Genomic DNA, 14,206 nt, shown 5'->3' with positions numbered 1-14,206 from the left:
GAGACGCCTGAACGCAAATCGCGCCAACGCCCCATTTCAGACTCTCCTCAGGCAATTTTTGCTTCCCAGATCCGGGCTGTCTGCTTTTCTGAAGGGGCACGCTGAGAGTCGTCGTTTGATGGGCAAATTGGAAGCGGTGACAACGTCCCAGACTCCGTCGAAATCTGAATGACCGCTTCCCGGTGCGGGAAAGCCGCAGTCAATCGTCTTGGCTTGGCGTACGCCCGCCGAGGCTCGAATGGGGTCTTCAGGCATTGTAGGAGCCCAGTGGCGTGCCCCCGAGCCATGGGAATTCGCCCAAACTGATTGGGCCTCACGATCGGAAGTTTGGACAGGAGATAGGGCTAGATCTTGTGTCCTGGCGCCGGCTTGAAGGTGCTGGGACGGCGATAGATCGCTTTGATCGCCATCTTTTTCGTTAGGCTCGCGACATTTAGCAGCGACCGATCTCAACGCCCTCCTGGCGCAGGAAATCCAATTATCTCCGTGTGCAGATTCTCCAGATCACCTCTTGTGTCTCCCCCAGGAAAAGGCACTCGAACTGGCGGATCGTGTGGTGGTGATGGAGGGCGGACGAATCTAGCAGGTCGGCTCACCTGAGGAGATTTAAATGGCGCCCGCCAGCCCCTTCGTCGCCCGCTTCGTGGGCGAAAGCACGCGTCTGCCTGGTGGCCACCTCGTGCGACCGCACGACATCGAGATCGATACGTCGGGCGACACTGTCCATTTCCTCCCGCGCCGCTTTCACATCATTCACGGACTGGACAAGGGCGCGTCAAGACGGCCCCGTCGCATACCAATGTCGCCGCCACGGGTGACCACGCGCTTGAAACCAGCCTGGCGAGCGTGCGCGAGGCGCTCAGCGGGGTTATGGAACTTCCAGTTTGTCGTGCGGTACCTTGCCCTGGGCGGTTTGCTCATCGCAGCCCTTTAACCACTTGGATTCGCGAACAAAATCCCCCGGGCATTTGCGCAGCAAAGCCCATTCTGCCCCCTTGCTATCGCGATTTTATTTGTCACCGCACGTTCATTTCTCATCCTAAACTTGCCGGCGTAAATCCACACATCGTCTATCTCTACGATGCCCATGTCAGCCAAGGGCTTCCTGTGCGTCCGAAACTCCAACCGCGATCGCTTCCAGAACACGGGTGGCGAGGCGCATGTCTTCTTCGCTAAGGCTGCCAAACACCGCGCTTCGGATTTCGGACAACACAGGCTGCACTCTGTTGACGACCTCGGTCCCGGCAGGCGTGATTTCGATATAGCGCGAGCGTCTGTCGGTAGGGTTTTCGATCCGCCGGATGAGACCGTCTTCCTCCAGCGAATTCAACGTTCTGATCAGTGGCGGCCACTGAATGGCCAAACGCGCGGACAGAAGCGACGTCGTGATCGGCGGCGTTGCCACGCTGAGCACGAACAGTGTTTGCCACCGCGATCGCGATTCGCCCGTCGCGGCCAGCATTCGGCTTTCGACATACGTGCCCCAGCGCCTTGCCGACAAAGACAGCATACGGGTGAGACGGAACTCCACATCGTCGCGCGAACCTTCCGGAAAATAGGCGCGATATTGCGGCGTTGTGATGTCGAAGGGAGAGGCTCCATCCGTTGAGTCAGAAGGCATTTGGGCTCCATTGCAAAGGCAGGCCTCCGCACGTCCACGAACACTGCCTCATGTCTCTTGCCTTTAACGGCACTGGCGGACTTCTGCCACACGCCGATTTCCACGGGCAATTGGTACTGTGGTACGTATGTGTTGACAAGATATGTACCTAGATACATAAATTCGCGCCATAAGGCCGCAAGAGAAGGCCGGGAGAGGGAGTTGGAGTATGCGACCGAGCGCGCAAACGATGCGTACACGTGTGAGTATCCTGGCCATTATCGGTACCACGATGGCGTTGTCCCCGAATGTGGCGGCAGCGCAGGATAGCGCCGCGGCGCAGTCGGAACCGGAAGAGGCAGCGCCACAAGCTGCCGTGTCGGCAAACGATATCGTGGTGACGGGAACCCGTCTGGGTTCCAATTTCTCGGCGCCCACGCCAGTCACGTCCATTAGTGCCGAACGACTGGATGCGCTCGGTATCAACAACGCAGGTGAAGCGCTGAACCAGCTTCCCAGCTTCCGCGCATCGAGCGGCCCGGCCGCGCAGACCAATCAGGGCGGGAATATCGGTGCCCGCCTGCTCGACTTGCGTGGCCTTGATCCCCAGCGCACGCTGGTGCTGGTTGACGGCAAGCGCTTCGTGCCCAGCACGACCCAAGGTTCGGTCGACACCAATTTGATCCCGTCCTCGCTGCTGCGCACGGTCGATGTGGTGACGGGCGGCGCGTCGGCGGCTTATGGTTCGGATGCCGTTGCCGGTGTCGTGAACTTCGTGCTGGACCGCAGGAAGGAAGGGCTGGACGGAGAATTCAGCGCGGGCATCTCCCAGCGCGGCGACGATGGCAACTTGTTCGCCAGCCTTTCGGGCGGCACCAGCCTGACGGACCGGATCCACGTGATCGGTGCGGTGGAATATGAAAAGCTGGCAGGGATGGGCGATTGCACCACGCGTAGCTGGTGCAACAGCCAGACGCTGATCCTGGGGAACACGCCCGGCGCGGGCGGCCTGCCCGCAAACCTCATCATCGGCGGCGTCAACACATCGACCATGGCGCCCGGTGGTCTGATCAACCGTTCCTACAATGCGGCCGGTCAGGCGATCGGCACGACCGCGACCGACCCCTTGCGTGGCACGAAGTTCCTCGCCGATGGCACGCCCGGCCAGTTTCAGTATGGCGAATTGGTTGGCCCCCTGTTCATGCTGGGCGGCGAAGGGCAGGGCCGCAACGGCTTCATTTCCGCGCTGCAGTTGAAGGTACCGCTGGAACGAGTGTCATCCTATGGCGCGCTGACCGCGGAACTGACCGATGATGTCACGCTGACGGCGGACGTGTCCTATGGCCGCGTCAAAGGCACCGTCAACGGCGCGATCTTCAGGGATTTCAACGGTTCGCTGATGGGACGGATCACGCGGGACAACCCGTTCATCCCTGAGGCGGTAGCAGACGTGATGGACGCCAATGGCGTGGATTCCTTCGTCCTGGGCAAGGCCGCATTCGATTTTGGCCCTGGCCGTGCGACCTCCACGACGGAAACCTACCGCGGAGTTCTCGGCCTTGAAGCCAGGTTGAGCGACACGTGGACCGCCAGCGCGTTCTATCAGTATGGCCGCACCAACTTCACCCAGCGCGCAACCAACCTCGTCAACCTCGCCAATCTACGCAAGGCAACCGATGCGGTGCAATCGGGCGGGCAGATTGTCTGCCGGGTCAACGCCGATTCCAGCACGGCTAACGACGATCCCGCGTGTGTGCCGTTCAATCCCTTTGGTGAGGGGCAGTACAGCCAGGCTGCTGCCGGCTACATCACCGGAGACGGCCTGCAGCGCACGGTCAACGAACAGCATGTGGCGGGCGTGGACTTGCGCGGCGATGTGTTCGAACTGCCGGCGGGTGCGGTTACCGTCGCGGTGGGTGCGGAATATCGACGCGATACGGTGGACGGTACGGCCGATGCGATTTCGGCCGCCAACGGGTTCTATTCGCTGAACGGCTCGGCGCTGAAAGGCGGCGTCACCGTCAAGGAGGTCTTTGGTGAAGTCGCCGTTCCCGTGCTGCGAGATTCGGCGATGGGCTATGCGCTGGATCTGAACGGCGCGGTGCGTCGCACGAATTACAGCACCACCGGATCGGTGACGACCTGGAAGGCCGGCGTGGTCTACGAACCGATCGACGGCATCCGCCTGCGCGGCACGCGCTCGCGCGATATCCGTGCGCCGAACATCTTCGAGCTGTTCGGGCCCCAGACGCGCCGTTCAATCGGCCTGTCCGACCCGCTCAACGGCGGTTTGCAGACCAACCCTTTCGTCGTCACCGGATCCAATGCCGATCTTTCGGTCGAAAAGGCTGACAGCTGGACGCTCGGTGCCGTCATCACGCCTCGGGCCGGTTTCCTGCAGCGGATGCGTCTGTCGGTTGACTACTACAGCATCAAGGTAGCAGGTGCCATCGGCGCGCTGGGCGCGCAGACGCTGGTGAACCGCTGTGCGCAAGGGGCGACCAGCTTCTGCAGCCAGATCACCCGCGATGCCGACAATCAGATCGTCGAAGTTCGGGACGTCATTCTCAATTCCAATGCGCTCAAGACCAGCGGTTTTGACATCGAGATGCAGTACCGCCAGCCGCTGGGCTCGCTGGGCGACCTCAACGCCCAGGTGATCGCAAACATTACGCAGGAACTGACGACGGTGGACTCGCTGGGGGCCGTCGACCGCGCCGGGCAGACCGGCGTGCGCACCGGGACCATCCCCGGCGTTCCGGACTATGTGCTGGACGGCGTCGTAACCTGGACGAAGGGCAAGTTCCAGTTGACGGGCCATGGGCGGTATATCCCCTCGGGCATTTACTGGACCAATTTCATCGGGCCGGATCAGGAGGGCTATTCGCCCACACTGCCCAACAGCGTCGATAACAACAAGGTGCCCGCCCGCTTCTATCTCGACCTCACGACACGCCTGAACATCGACACCGGAAATGGCCAGACCTTCCAGCTTTTCGCGACGATGAACAACGTGTTGGACCGCGACCCGCCGGCGATCCCCGGACCTTCGGGCGGTACGAACCAGATCCTGTTCGATCCGGTCGGCCGCGCGTTCAAGGTCGGCGCCCGCTTCCACTTCGGCGGGTAAGGCACGGGATCGGGATAGCCAGGATGACGTACGCAACGCAGCATTCCTCACCACCCGTCAGCATTCAGGTGACCGATGTGATCGAGCGCCAAAGGATCAATGCGTTCGTCATCCGCCTGATCGCGATTTCATGGACTGTCACGTTCCTCGACGGCTTCGACATGCTCGTCATTTCGTTTGTGGCCCCTTATCTGCGCGAGGGGTTCGGAGCGGATGCGATTTCGCTGGGCGAGTTGTTTTCAGCCGGTGTGTTCGGCGCGATGCTCGGCGGCATCGCGTTCGGATGGCTGGGAGATCGCTTTGGCCGGCGGCCGATCATCATCGCGTCCGTCGCCGCTTTCGGGGCGACCAGCGTGGCAATGGCACTGGCGCCGGAAATGCATATGCTGATGATCCTGCGGTTTCTGAATGGCATCGCGCTTGGCGGGCTGATGCCCCTGACTTGGGCGCTTAACATCGAATACGCGCCAAGCCGTTACCGCGCTACGACCGTCACGATCATCATGATGGGATATACTCTCGGCGGGATTGTAGCGGGGCCGTTCACGATCTGGTTGGCGCCGCATTTCGGCTGGCAATCGGTTTTCCTACTGTCCGGTATCGTGACGCTGGTGCTGGTGCCCGTGCTGGTCCTGCTGCTGCCCGAATCCGCGCGCCACCTGGCCGTGAAGGGGCGCTCTCCCGACAAGATTGCCAAGGCGCTCAATGCACTGGAGCCGGGGCTGGGCGCGCGCGCCAAGGACAGGTTCGTCGTGCCGGACGAGGCGAGCGCGGCGGAGGGGACGGATTTCCGTTTGTCTTCCCTGTTTCAAGGAAACCTACGGCTGATGACCTCCCTGCTCTGGCTTGCCTATATCGGCAGTTCGATGGCGGTGTACTTCAAGTCCAACTGGGGCCGATCATCTTTGAGGATGTAGGCTTCACGCGTACGCAGGCGACGATGATCATGTCGGTCAGCTCGATCGGCGGATCGCTTGCGGGCCTGGTTCTGATGCGTTTCACGGATCGCTTCGGGCCGATCGCGATCGCCATTTATCCCATGCTTGCAGCACCGCTGCTGCTGCTCATGGGGCTGGCGCCTGTCTCCTTGCAGGGGCTGGCAATTTTCGCCCTGCTCAGCATGGCGATGATCAGTGGTACGCATTTCGGCATGCATTCGATCGCGGGCATCTACTACCCCAGCGCGATCAGGGCGAACGGTGCAGGCTGGGCGACTTCCGTCGCGAAGATCGGCTCCATCTTCGCACCACTGCTGGGCGGCTATCTGCTCGCCACGCAGGTAGCACCGCGCTTCCTGTTCGTACTGCTGGCGGCGACCCCGCTTCTGACCGCCGTCTCTCTTGTCCTGCTCGCCCGCGCAGGCCGCCGCACGTCGAACCCCGCCGTCCCCCCCTCCACCGACAACATCGCCCTGCCCGCTGAGGCGCTGGCGACCAAGCCGTAAACAAGGAACAGCACATGGCTCTTACCGCAACACCCATCACCCCGCGCTTCGGCGCGGAAATCTCCGGCCTCGATCTCAGCAAGCCGCTGAGCGAGGAGGCTCTTGCCGAACTCATCGATGCGATGAACACATGGGGCGTGTGCGTCCTTCGCGGCACCGGCTTCAACAATGAAACCCATGTTGCGTTCAGCCGTAGCCTGGGCCATCTGGAAACGGCCCCGGCAGTCAAAAACCGTCCTCGCCGCCATCCCGATACGCCGGAGATCTTCGACGCCAGCAATCTGACCCCCGCCGGCGAGATCCTGGTCGACGAGAACATGGTGCTGCACAAGAAGGGCGACCGTCTCTGGCACACCGACAGTTCCTTCATGGAACTGCGCTCGGCCTATTCGCTGCTGCTGGCCTATGAAGTGCCCAAGAAGGGCGGACTGACCTATTTTGCCGACATGCGTTCGGCCTACGAGGATTTGCCCGCCGAGATCCGAGAGATAATCAAGACGCACAAGGCCGAGCATTCGCTCTGGTATTCGCGTCTGCTTGCTGGCTTCCCAATCACGGAGGAAGAGATCGACGAGCGTCCCAAGGCTCTTCAACCGATGATCATGCCGCAGGAAGCCACGGGCCGCACCGCGATCTATATCGGCAGCCATGCCATGGATGTGGTGGGCATGCCGCGCGATGAAGGCCGCGCGCTCATCAAATATCTGATCGAATTCGCCACCCAACCGCAATATACGTTCGGCGTCACCTATGAACCGGGCGACCTCGTCATCTGGGACAACCTTACCACCATGCACCGCGGCGGCGATTTCGATCTCTTCAACGAGCGTCGCGACATGCGCCGCACCACCGTGCGCGAAGGCGATGCGCCCGAGCACGCGGACGATCCGTTCACAGCCTATTTCGCTGCCTCGACCCCCACGAACTGAGCCTTACCAATGTCTGCAAAACCCCGTATTCTGCTTACCCGGCGCTGGCCCGAGCGCGTCGAAGCGCTGCTGGCCGAGCGCTATGACGCGACGCTGAGCACCGATGACCGCCCGCTCAGCGAAGCCGAATTGACCGTAGCCATGCGCGAATATGATGCGATCCTGCCTACGATCACGGACAAACTGCCTGCCGGCATCCTGTCCGTGGAAGGACGGCGAGTTCGCATGATCGCCAATTATGGTGCAGGGTTCGAACATGTCGATCTTGCTGCGGCAAAGGCTGCGGGCATCATCGTCAGCAACACTCCGGGGGTGCTGACCGATGCCACCGCAGACATCGCCGTCACGCTCATGCTGATGGCCGCACGCCGCGCGGGCGAAGGTGAGCGGGAACTGCGCGCCGGGCAATGGACGGGCTGGCGCCCCACGCATCTGCTGGGCACTGGCCTGCGCGGCAAGACGCTGGGCCTCGTCGGCTTCGGCCGGATCGCGCAGGCCATGGCGGAACGGGCACGGTTCGGCTTCGGCATGGACGTGGCGTATTATTCGCGCCGGCCCAAACCTGAGGATGCGAAGCGGTTCGACGCACGCTATTTCGCCTCGTTGACGCAACTGGCGCAACAGTGCGATTTCCTGTCGCTGCATATTCCGGGCGGTGCAGAGACGCGCAACATGATCAATGCGGCCGTCCTGGAGCAGATGCCCTCCCACGCCGTCCTGATCAACACCGCGCGAGGCGACGTGGTAGACGAGGTCGCGCTGGCCGATGCACTGGAAAGCGGCGGGATTGCGGGGGCTGCCCTCGACGTCTTCGTGGGCGAGCCGCATGTGTCGCAACGGCTTCTCGTCGCGCCGAACACCGTGCTGCTGCCCCACCTGGGCAGCGCGACGCGCGAAACACGCGAAGCGATGGGCATGCGCGCACTCGCCAATCTGGATGACTGGCATGCAGGACGGGTGCCGCGGGACAGTCTTTGATGGCGAAGACGATAGCCGATCTGATGGCGGCGGAACGCCTGCCAGCGACTTACACCCAAATCGTCGATCGCTGGTGGCGGCCACTCGCACGTCGGATCGGCGATTGGCATGCTGAGGCCGGGCGCCCCCTGATCGTGGGGGTCAACGGTGCGCAGGGCAGCGGCAAGTCCACCCTTTGCCGTTTCCTTGCAGAAGCGCTGCTGCCTGAGTGCGGACTGGCCGCCGTCACCCTCTCGCTGGACGATTTCTACCTGACACGTGCCGAACGCGTAGCGATGGCGCGGGATATCCATCCGCTGTTTCGCACGCGCGGTGTTCCAGGCACGCATGACGTGGCACTGGCGCTTTCGGTCATGGACGATCTTGTCGCCGGGCGGGACACCGCGATCCCCCGCTTCAGCAAGGCGCTGGACGATCGGCTGCCGGTATCCGATCGGACGCGATACGCAGCGCCCGTGCATATCGTCTTACTCGAAGGCTGGTGCATCGGCGCGACCCCGCAGTTGCCCGCCGATCTGGCAAAGCCGCTCAACGAACTCGAAGCGCAGGAGGATGCGGACGGCATCTGGCGCAGCCACGCCAATGCCCTGCTTGAAGCTTCCTATGCGCAGTGGTTTTCGCGGATCGATCGGCTGATCATGCTAAAGCCACCCTCCTTCGACCATGTGCTGAGCAACCGCCTGCTTCAGGAGGAAAAGCTGCGCAGGTCTTCGCCCGATGCGCCGGCGGTGATGGACGAGCCAGCCGTGCGGCGCTTCATCAGCCATTATGAGCGGCTGACCCGCCACATGTTTGCAGAAATGCCGCAACGCGCGGATATGGTCTTCGATCTCGATAGCACGCAAAACGTTGTGGCCAGCCAACCTTGAGCCACACAGCGGAATATAAAAATTAATTGCTCAAGATGATCGAGGTCGTCGCGCTCCTGCACTTCGGAGGGCTAAAGCTGCTATCAGAGGCACGATCAACTGTGCGGCCTTTAGCCGTCATCAGCTCGCGCGTTGAACGTCCGCTTTTCTCGCCGGAGCGCTCAATTCTAGACCGGGCAAAACGTCCCAGGCCGGGCCGCTGACCTGGGCTCGCGTCACCGCAAAGGGAGCGTCTGCTAACCTGGGGCGCTCGCCGGTAAGCCGACAGACCGAAAGGTCCCACTGGCAGTCGAAATGCGACAACTTTAACGATCGAAGGTTGATCTTAAATGGGACGTTGGATGATCCCCTCGACTAGCATTGAAATCCAATTCCCTTCGCCGCAATATATGATCAAAATTTCCGGATAAGATGATAATATATCAGCTCCAATCCATCCCTATCTATGGCGATCCAATTGCAGCCAAAAGATTTCCGGGATCGGTTGGGGGTGCTTTTTGGCCTCTATTTTCTAAGTTTCTGAAACGAAATTAGAAAATGGAAGATTTGGCTTCCCCTTACCCGCTCCACGCCCATTTTCCCAAAATTGGTTCGCAGCCACGCCATTTCAGGCCGCTTTTGCTCGTGCCTGTGGCACCGCACCGGGGCGTGCCCCGATGCGGTCTGTGCCTTGGCGCCTAGCGTGAGCGAAGCGGGGTGACGTCGCCGGCCGGGGTGCCGAGCGGGGGCAGGGGCTGCGGGGTGAGCGGGCGCACCGGCTCCTGAGCGATTCCGCGCTGGAGGAGGGCAACGGCGCTTTCAAGCTGCGCGTCGCGCCCCTCGAATGCGGCGTGGGGGCCGTTCTCCACCTCGATGTCGGGCGCGATGCCGTGCCCCTCGACGATCCAGCTTCCGTCGGCGGCGTACTGGGCGTTTTCGGCGATGCGCACCGCGCCCTTGTCGGAGAGGCGGTTGCGGTCGGAGAGCCAGATGCCTGCGCCCGCCGTGCGCGTGCCCACCAGCGGCGCGATGCCCAGCGACTTGATCGCGGCGGCAAAGGTCTCGCCATCGGAGTAGGTGCGCTCGTCGATCAGGACCGCGACATGGCCGCGGTAGGCGTTCTGCATGTTGGTGGTGGGTACGCCCGTGCCGTCGGGCCTGGCCCAGAAGGCCCAGGGGCGGCGCATCAGCATGCCGATGATGAGGCTGTCGATATTGCCGCCGCTGTTGCCGCGCACGTCGATGATGAGCCCGTCCTTGTCGAGCTGGGCGAAGTAGTCGCGCGCGAAGCTGGCAATGTCGTCCGGGCCCATGGCGCGCAGGTGCAGATAGCCGACCTTGCCGTCCGACAACTCCTGTGTGGCCAGGCGGCGTCCCTCCACGAAATCGCGGTAGCTCGCCATGACTTCGCCGTCCTGCGTCATCGGCTCGACAATGGCGCTCATCGAGGTGCCTGCGCGGGTGAGGTCGAGACGGACCTCCTGCCCGGCCTTGCCCGCGAGTTCACGGCGCAGGTCGGCGAGCGAGGCGATGGGGCGTCCGTCCACGCGGCGGATCACGTCGCCCGCGCGCACGTCGACGCCCGGCCGACGCAGCGGCGGGCGCAGCGCGACGAGGTCGGCCTCGGTGCGCCAGATTTCGTCGATGCGAAGGCCGCCCGAGACCGGCGCGTAGCGGGCGCCGAGGAAAGCCATGGCGCTGTTTTCCGCGTCGCTGGGCAGGTCACCCGGGCGCACCTGACTATGGAGGATACCCAGTTGAGAGGCCATGAGGCCCAGCAAGGTGTTGAGCTCCGCGCGGTGGCCGATGCGGTCAAGGAATGGCTCGATGCGGGTGCGGACCTCGTTCCAGTCGACCCCGCGCAGGGCCGGATCGTAGGCGAAATCGCGGTGCATGCGCCAGGCATCGACGAACATCTGGCGCCACTCGGACACCGGATCGATGGCGAGGCGCCAGTCGTCGAGGCGCACGGTGTCGGGCGCGATATCGTCGGGCAGCTTGGCCTTGGCGGGGACGAGGGCGAGTTCGGGCTTCTCGCGCGATCCGTGCGCGACAAGGAGTGTCTTGCCATCGGCGGAGAGATCAGCGCCGAACGCTCCTTCGGCGAAGGTTTCCAGTTTGGGATCGCGCTTGTCGATGGCGATCGAGACGAGATCCTCGCCCTTGCGGGTATAGAGGAAATCCTTGGAGGCGAGCAGCAGGCCGGACATGCCGGGCGCGGTGGGCAGCTTGTAGAGGCGCGCGGCAAGGCCGTCCATCACGATGCGGGCGGGCCTGGTGGCCGTGTCGTCTTCGTCCTTGTCCTTGTCCTTTGCGGCCTCGTCGGACCGTTTTGAGGACGAGGGCTTCGCTTCTTCGGCGCTGCGGGTCAGTTCGTTGTCTTCGCGGAAGCGGAAGGGCGCGGACGGGTCGAGCTGGAGCGCGTGGATCTCGCCCCGGTCGGGGAAGGCGACGCCCATGTTGCGGTCGCCCCAGGGGCTCCCCGGGGTCGGCGCGAAATTGCGGTCCGAGAGAAAATAGAGCCAGGCACCGTCGTGCGCGAAGGCGGGGGCATAGTCGTTGTACTTGCTCGAGGTCGCCTGAACGCGGGCGCCCGTGGCGAGGTCCTGGACGAAGATGTCGGCGGTGTTGGCGTTGTTGGCGCGTGCGATCTCGGCATAGGCGATGTGGGTGGAGCCGGGCGCGAAGGCAAGATCGTGGAAGGGCTGGTCGTCGCCGGTGTCGTTGCGGGCGAGCAGGGTGACCTTGCCGCTGGCGATGTCGACCTTCTGGAGGCGCGCCTGCTTGTCCCACAGCACCAGCGTCCTGCCGTCCGGTGCCACGGCGAAGGACCAGATGTGCGCGTCGTAGCCGTGGGTGATGGCGACCGGCTTGCCCGACCCATCGGCGGACATGGCGTAGATATCTCCCTGTTCGCCCTCATCGAGGATCATGAACACGCGCTTGCCCTCAGGGCCGGCGACGGCCTGGCGGGCGCGGGCGGTGAGGGGTACGGCGAACTCGACACGGCGCAGGGCACCTGGCGCGGCGAGGGCGACCCGGCCGCGCGCGGTGACCGCAACGCTCTCGCCCGAAGGGGAGATATGCGCGCCTTCCAGCTGCGACATCGGATCGGCAATTGCGCGCAGGCGGGTCTGCGCGCGGTCGGTGACGATGTCGATGGCAAGGGTGTGGAGGCTGCTGTCGGCGCGCGAGAAGACGTGGATGTCCGCACCGTTCTGAAGGTAGATCGCGTCGCCATCGAGGCTTGCCTGGAGAACGGGGAAAGGCATTTCCTGCGAGAGCTGGGCCACGCCCGAACCATCCTCGTTCACCGACCAGAGGGCATCGCCGCCGCTCTTGTCGGAGATGAAGTAGACCTTGCCGTCCGCGGCCATGGGAAAGCGGATCGGTGCACCGAAATCGGGCAGGAGCTGGACCGCCTCGTCCGCGGCGCCGCCGTCCCAGCGCCACAGCTGGGCCATGCCGCCACCGCGGTAGAGCACCGCGTGGTCACGCGCGCGGGCGGTGAGGCCCCGGCGGCTGAAGAACAGCGTCGTGCCATCCGCGCCATAGGTCGCATCGTTGGCGCGCCACAGCGGGATGGGGCTCGCTTCGCCGCCGGTGGGGGCAATCGTGTAGAGGATTTCGCCATGGCCGCCGCCGGTCAGCCGCGAGGAATAGATGACGCGGCCATCGGGCGTCCAGCCGACCGTGCGCAGCAGGCCGCCCTCGAAAGTCAGGCGGCGCGGCGTCCCTCCCGCGACGGGCATGACATAGACGTCCTGCTCGCTGTCGTAGCTGGCGGTGAAGGCGACCATCGTGCCGTCGGGCGAGACGTGGGCATCGGTCTCTTCGGCGGGGTGGTTGGTGAGACGGATTGCGCTGCCGCCCTCGCGCCCGGTGCGCCACAGATCGCCTTCGCTGGCAAAGACCAGCACGTCGCCGCGCGCGCTGGGATACTGGTAGAAACCGTCCTCCGCGTGCGTGCGCGTTGCGGCGGTCGCGGCGCCAAGAGCAAGCAGGCTGCAGGCGAGAAAGCGCATGGTCTTCATGGGTTGGGGGCCCCTTTTTCTCTGTAGAATTGCGCGGGACCATGCCGGGTGCCTGCCCGATAGGCAATGACCGGGAACCCGGCGTCCGCAGTCCTGTCGCGAGCAAGGGCACACCCGCGCGTGAAAAAAAACTGGTCCCGGCCTGTCAGATTTTGGGAGCCGCCACGTCTCCCTTCCGAACGCGGCACACGCCGCGCGAGTGACCGGGGGGTCAGACGTGATTTCTGCCACGAAAGTGCGTGCAGGAGCGCTCGGCGTTCTTGCAGCCTGTAGTCTTGCCACACTGCCGCACCTGGCGCAGCCGATCCAGGCGGCCGCGCCCTCCGCGCGGAGCGCCGAACTTGCCCGGCGGCTGGCCGGGCCCGATGGGCACGTCATGGTCGTTGCGCATCGGGGCTGCTGGAAGGCGACCTCGGAAAACAGCCTCGATGCTATCGCGCAGTGCCGCGCGATGGGCATCGACATGGTCGAGCTCGACGTGCGCACCAGCCGGGACGGGGTGCCGGTGCTGATGCACGACGCGGATGTCGCGCGCACCACGGACGGCACGGGCCGTGTTGCCGATATGACGCTGGAGGACCTGCGCGCGCTGCACCTGCGCGAAGGGATGGGCAGGACGAGGGGCGGGACGAGTGCCGTGACCGAGCGGCGCATTCCCACGCTGGCCGAGGCGCTTGCGGCGACCGGCGGCGAGGTCCTCGTCAACCTCGATGCCAAGGCGGTCGACCCGGCCGTTCTCCTGCGTATCGTGGATGAGGCGGGTATGCGCGGCCACGTCCTGTTCAAGGCCGAAGCTTCGGCCTCCGCGATCACGGCGCGCGTGCCTTTCGTCCGGGACGTCCACTTCCAGCCGATCCTGCGCGAGCCGGGCATGGCGGATGATCCCGTTGCGGCGGTCGCGTCCTACGACGCGCTTGCGTCCGTCAGTTTCGAGATCGACGTCAAGACGCAGGGGTTCCTGCCGCGCCTGACAGGGGCTCTGCGCGCGCGCTGTGCACGCTACTGGGTCAACAGCCTGGCGGGGCGCATCTACGATGACCGCGCCGCGCTGGAGGACCCGGACGCCGTGTGGGGGCGGCTTGTCGCCTACGGTGTCGATGCGATCCAGACCGATCATCCCGGCATCCTCAAGGACTACCTTTCGCGAAGCGGCCTGCGCAGCTTCGCCTGCACGCCGAGCTAAGGCGCGCACCCTCTCTTCACCGCTGAATTTTCGAACCTGCTTTTTGCTTCACAGGACAGT

At 63.8% G+C, this 14,206-nt stretch carries 9 protein-coding genes and 1 pseudogene; 7 read left to right on the top strand and 3 right to left on the bottom strand.

Annotated features, from left to right (window positions below; all coding sequences use genetic code 11):
* Positions 1–275: 275 nt before the first annotated feature.
* Both MBENS4_RS27545 and MBENS4_RS05000 read right to left on the bottom strand, forming a co-directional pair.
* Positions 276–469: pseudogene (locus tag MBENS4_RS27545) on the bottom strand (IS3 family transposase); the annotation flags it as partial.
* Positions 470–1,090: 621 nt separating this feature from the next.
* Positions 1,091–1,621, bottom strand: coding sequence for a MarR family winged helix-turn-helix transcriptional regulator (locus MBENS4_RS05000; protein ID WP_039389181.1), 531 nt, complete (start codon positions 1,619–1,621; stop codon positions 1,091–1,093).
* Between the two features lie 241 nt (positions 1,622–1,862).
* Here MBENS4_RS05000 and MBENS4_RS04995 point away from each other — a divergent pair, with 241 nt between their 5' ends.
* The 6 genes from MBENS4_RS04995 to MBENS4_RS04975 are packed head-to-tail and all read left to right on the top strand — an operon-like array spanning position 1,863 to position 8,950.
* On the top strand, positions 1,863–4,730 hold the full coding sequence (locus tag MBENS4_RS04995; RefSeq protein WP_242404786.1) for a TonB-dependent receptor domain-containing protein: 2,868 nt from the start codon (positions 1,863–1,865) through the stop codon (positions 4,728–4,730).
* A gap of 23 nt (positions 4,731–4,753) precedes the next feature.
* On the top strand, positions 4,754–5,647 hold the full coding sequence (locus MBENS4_RS26450) for an MFS transporter (RefSeq protein WP_242404785.1): 894 nt from the start codon (positions 4,754–4,756) through the stop codon (positions 5,645–5,647).
* A complete protein-coding gene (locus MBENS4_RS26445; RefSeq protein ID WP_340140830.1) occupies positions 5,572–6,174 on the top strand; it encodes an MFS transporter in 603 nt (200 codons plus the stop codon). The genes MBENS4_RS26450 and MBENS4_RS26445 overlap by 76 nt, the downstream gene beginning before the upstream one ends.
* Positions 6,175–6,188: 14 nt before the next feature.
* Positions 6,189–7,103: a TauD/TfdA dioxygenase family protein gene (locus MBENS4_RS04985; protein WP_039389176.1), complete on the top strand. Its 915-nt coding sequence runs from the start codon at positions 6,189–6,191 to the stop codon at positions 7,101–7,103.
* A gap of 9 nt (positions 7,104–7,112) precedes the next feature.
* Positions 7,113–8,081, top strand: coding sequence for a 2-hydroxyacid dehydrogenase (locus MBENS4_RS04980; protein WP_039389174.1), 969 nt, complete (start codon positions 7,113–7,115; stop codon positions 8,079–8,081).
* The gene (locus MBENS4_RS04975) at positions 8,081–8,950 is read left to right on the top strand and encodes a kinase (protein ID WP_039389173.1); all 870 of its coding nucleotides are present in this window, start codon (positions 8,081–8,083) and stop codon (positions 8,948–8,950) included. The genes MBENS4_RS04980 and MBENS4_RS04975 overlap by 1 nt, the downstream gene beginning before the upstream one ends.
* A 677-nt stretch (positions 8,951–9,627) precedes the next feature.
* Here MBENS4_RS04975 and MBENS4_RS04970 read toward each other — a convergent pair.
* Positions 9,628–12,963 carry a S41 family peptidase gene (locus tag MBENS4_RS04970; RefSeq protein WP_039389172.1) on the bottom strand — a complete coding sequence of 1,112 codons (3,336 nt, stop codon included), beginning with the start codon at positions 12,961–12,963 and terminating at the stop codon, positions 9,628–9,630.
* Between the two features lie 217 nt (positions 12,964–13,180).
* On the opposite strand from MBENS4_RS04970, the gene MBENS4_RS24590 reads away from it, so the two are divergent.
* Positions 13,181–14,146 (top strand): glycerophosphodiester phosphodiesterase family protein, encoded by a 966-nt coding sequence (locus MBENS4_RS24590; RefSeq protein ID WP_159108018.1) that lies wholly within the window; start codon positions 13,181–13,183, stop codon positions 14,144–14,146.
* Positions 14,147–14,206: the final 60 nt, after the last annotated feature.

Source organism: Novosphingobium sp. MBES04 (assembly GCF_000813185.1).
In the GTDB taxonomy this organism is placed as follows: domain Bacteria; phylum Pseudomonadota; class Alphaproteobacteria; order Sphingomonadales; family Sphingomonadaceae; genus Novosphingobium; species Novosphingobium decolorationis.
This window is presented reverse-complemented; position numbering and strand designations above follow the sequence as displayed.

Excerpts from the sequence above, each read along its gene's own strand:
- MBENS4_RS04975 (WP_039389173.1), top strand. The coding sequence starts at position 8,081 with ATGGCGAAGACGATAGCCGATCTGATGGCGGCGGAACGCCTGCCAGCG.
- MBENS4_RS04970 (WP_039389172.1), bottom strand. The coding sequence starts at position 12,963 with ATGAAGACCATGCGCTTTCTCGCCTGCAGCCTGCTTGCTCTTGGCGCC.
- MBENS4_RS05000 (WP_039389181.1), bottom strand. The coding sequence starts at position 1,621 with ATGCCTTCTGACTCAACGGATGGAGCCTCTCCCTTCGACATCACAACG.
- MBENS4_RS04980 (WP_039389174.1), top strand. The coding sequence starts at position 7,113 with ATGTCTGCAAAACCCCGTATTCTGCTTACCCGGCGCTGGCCCGAGCGC.
- MBENS4_RS26450 (WP_242404785.1), top strand. The coding sequence starts at position 4,754 with ATGACGTACGCAACGCAGCATTCCTCACCACCCGTCAGCATTCAGGTG.
- MBENS4_RS04985 (WP_039389176.1), top strand. The coding sequence starts at position 6,189 with ATGGCTCTTACCGCAACACCCATCACCCCGCGCTTCGGCGCGGAAATC.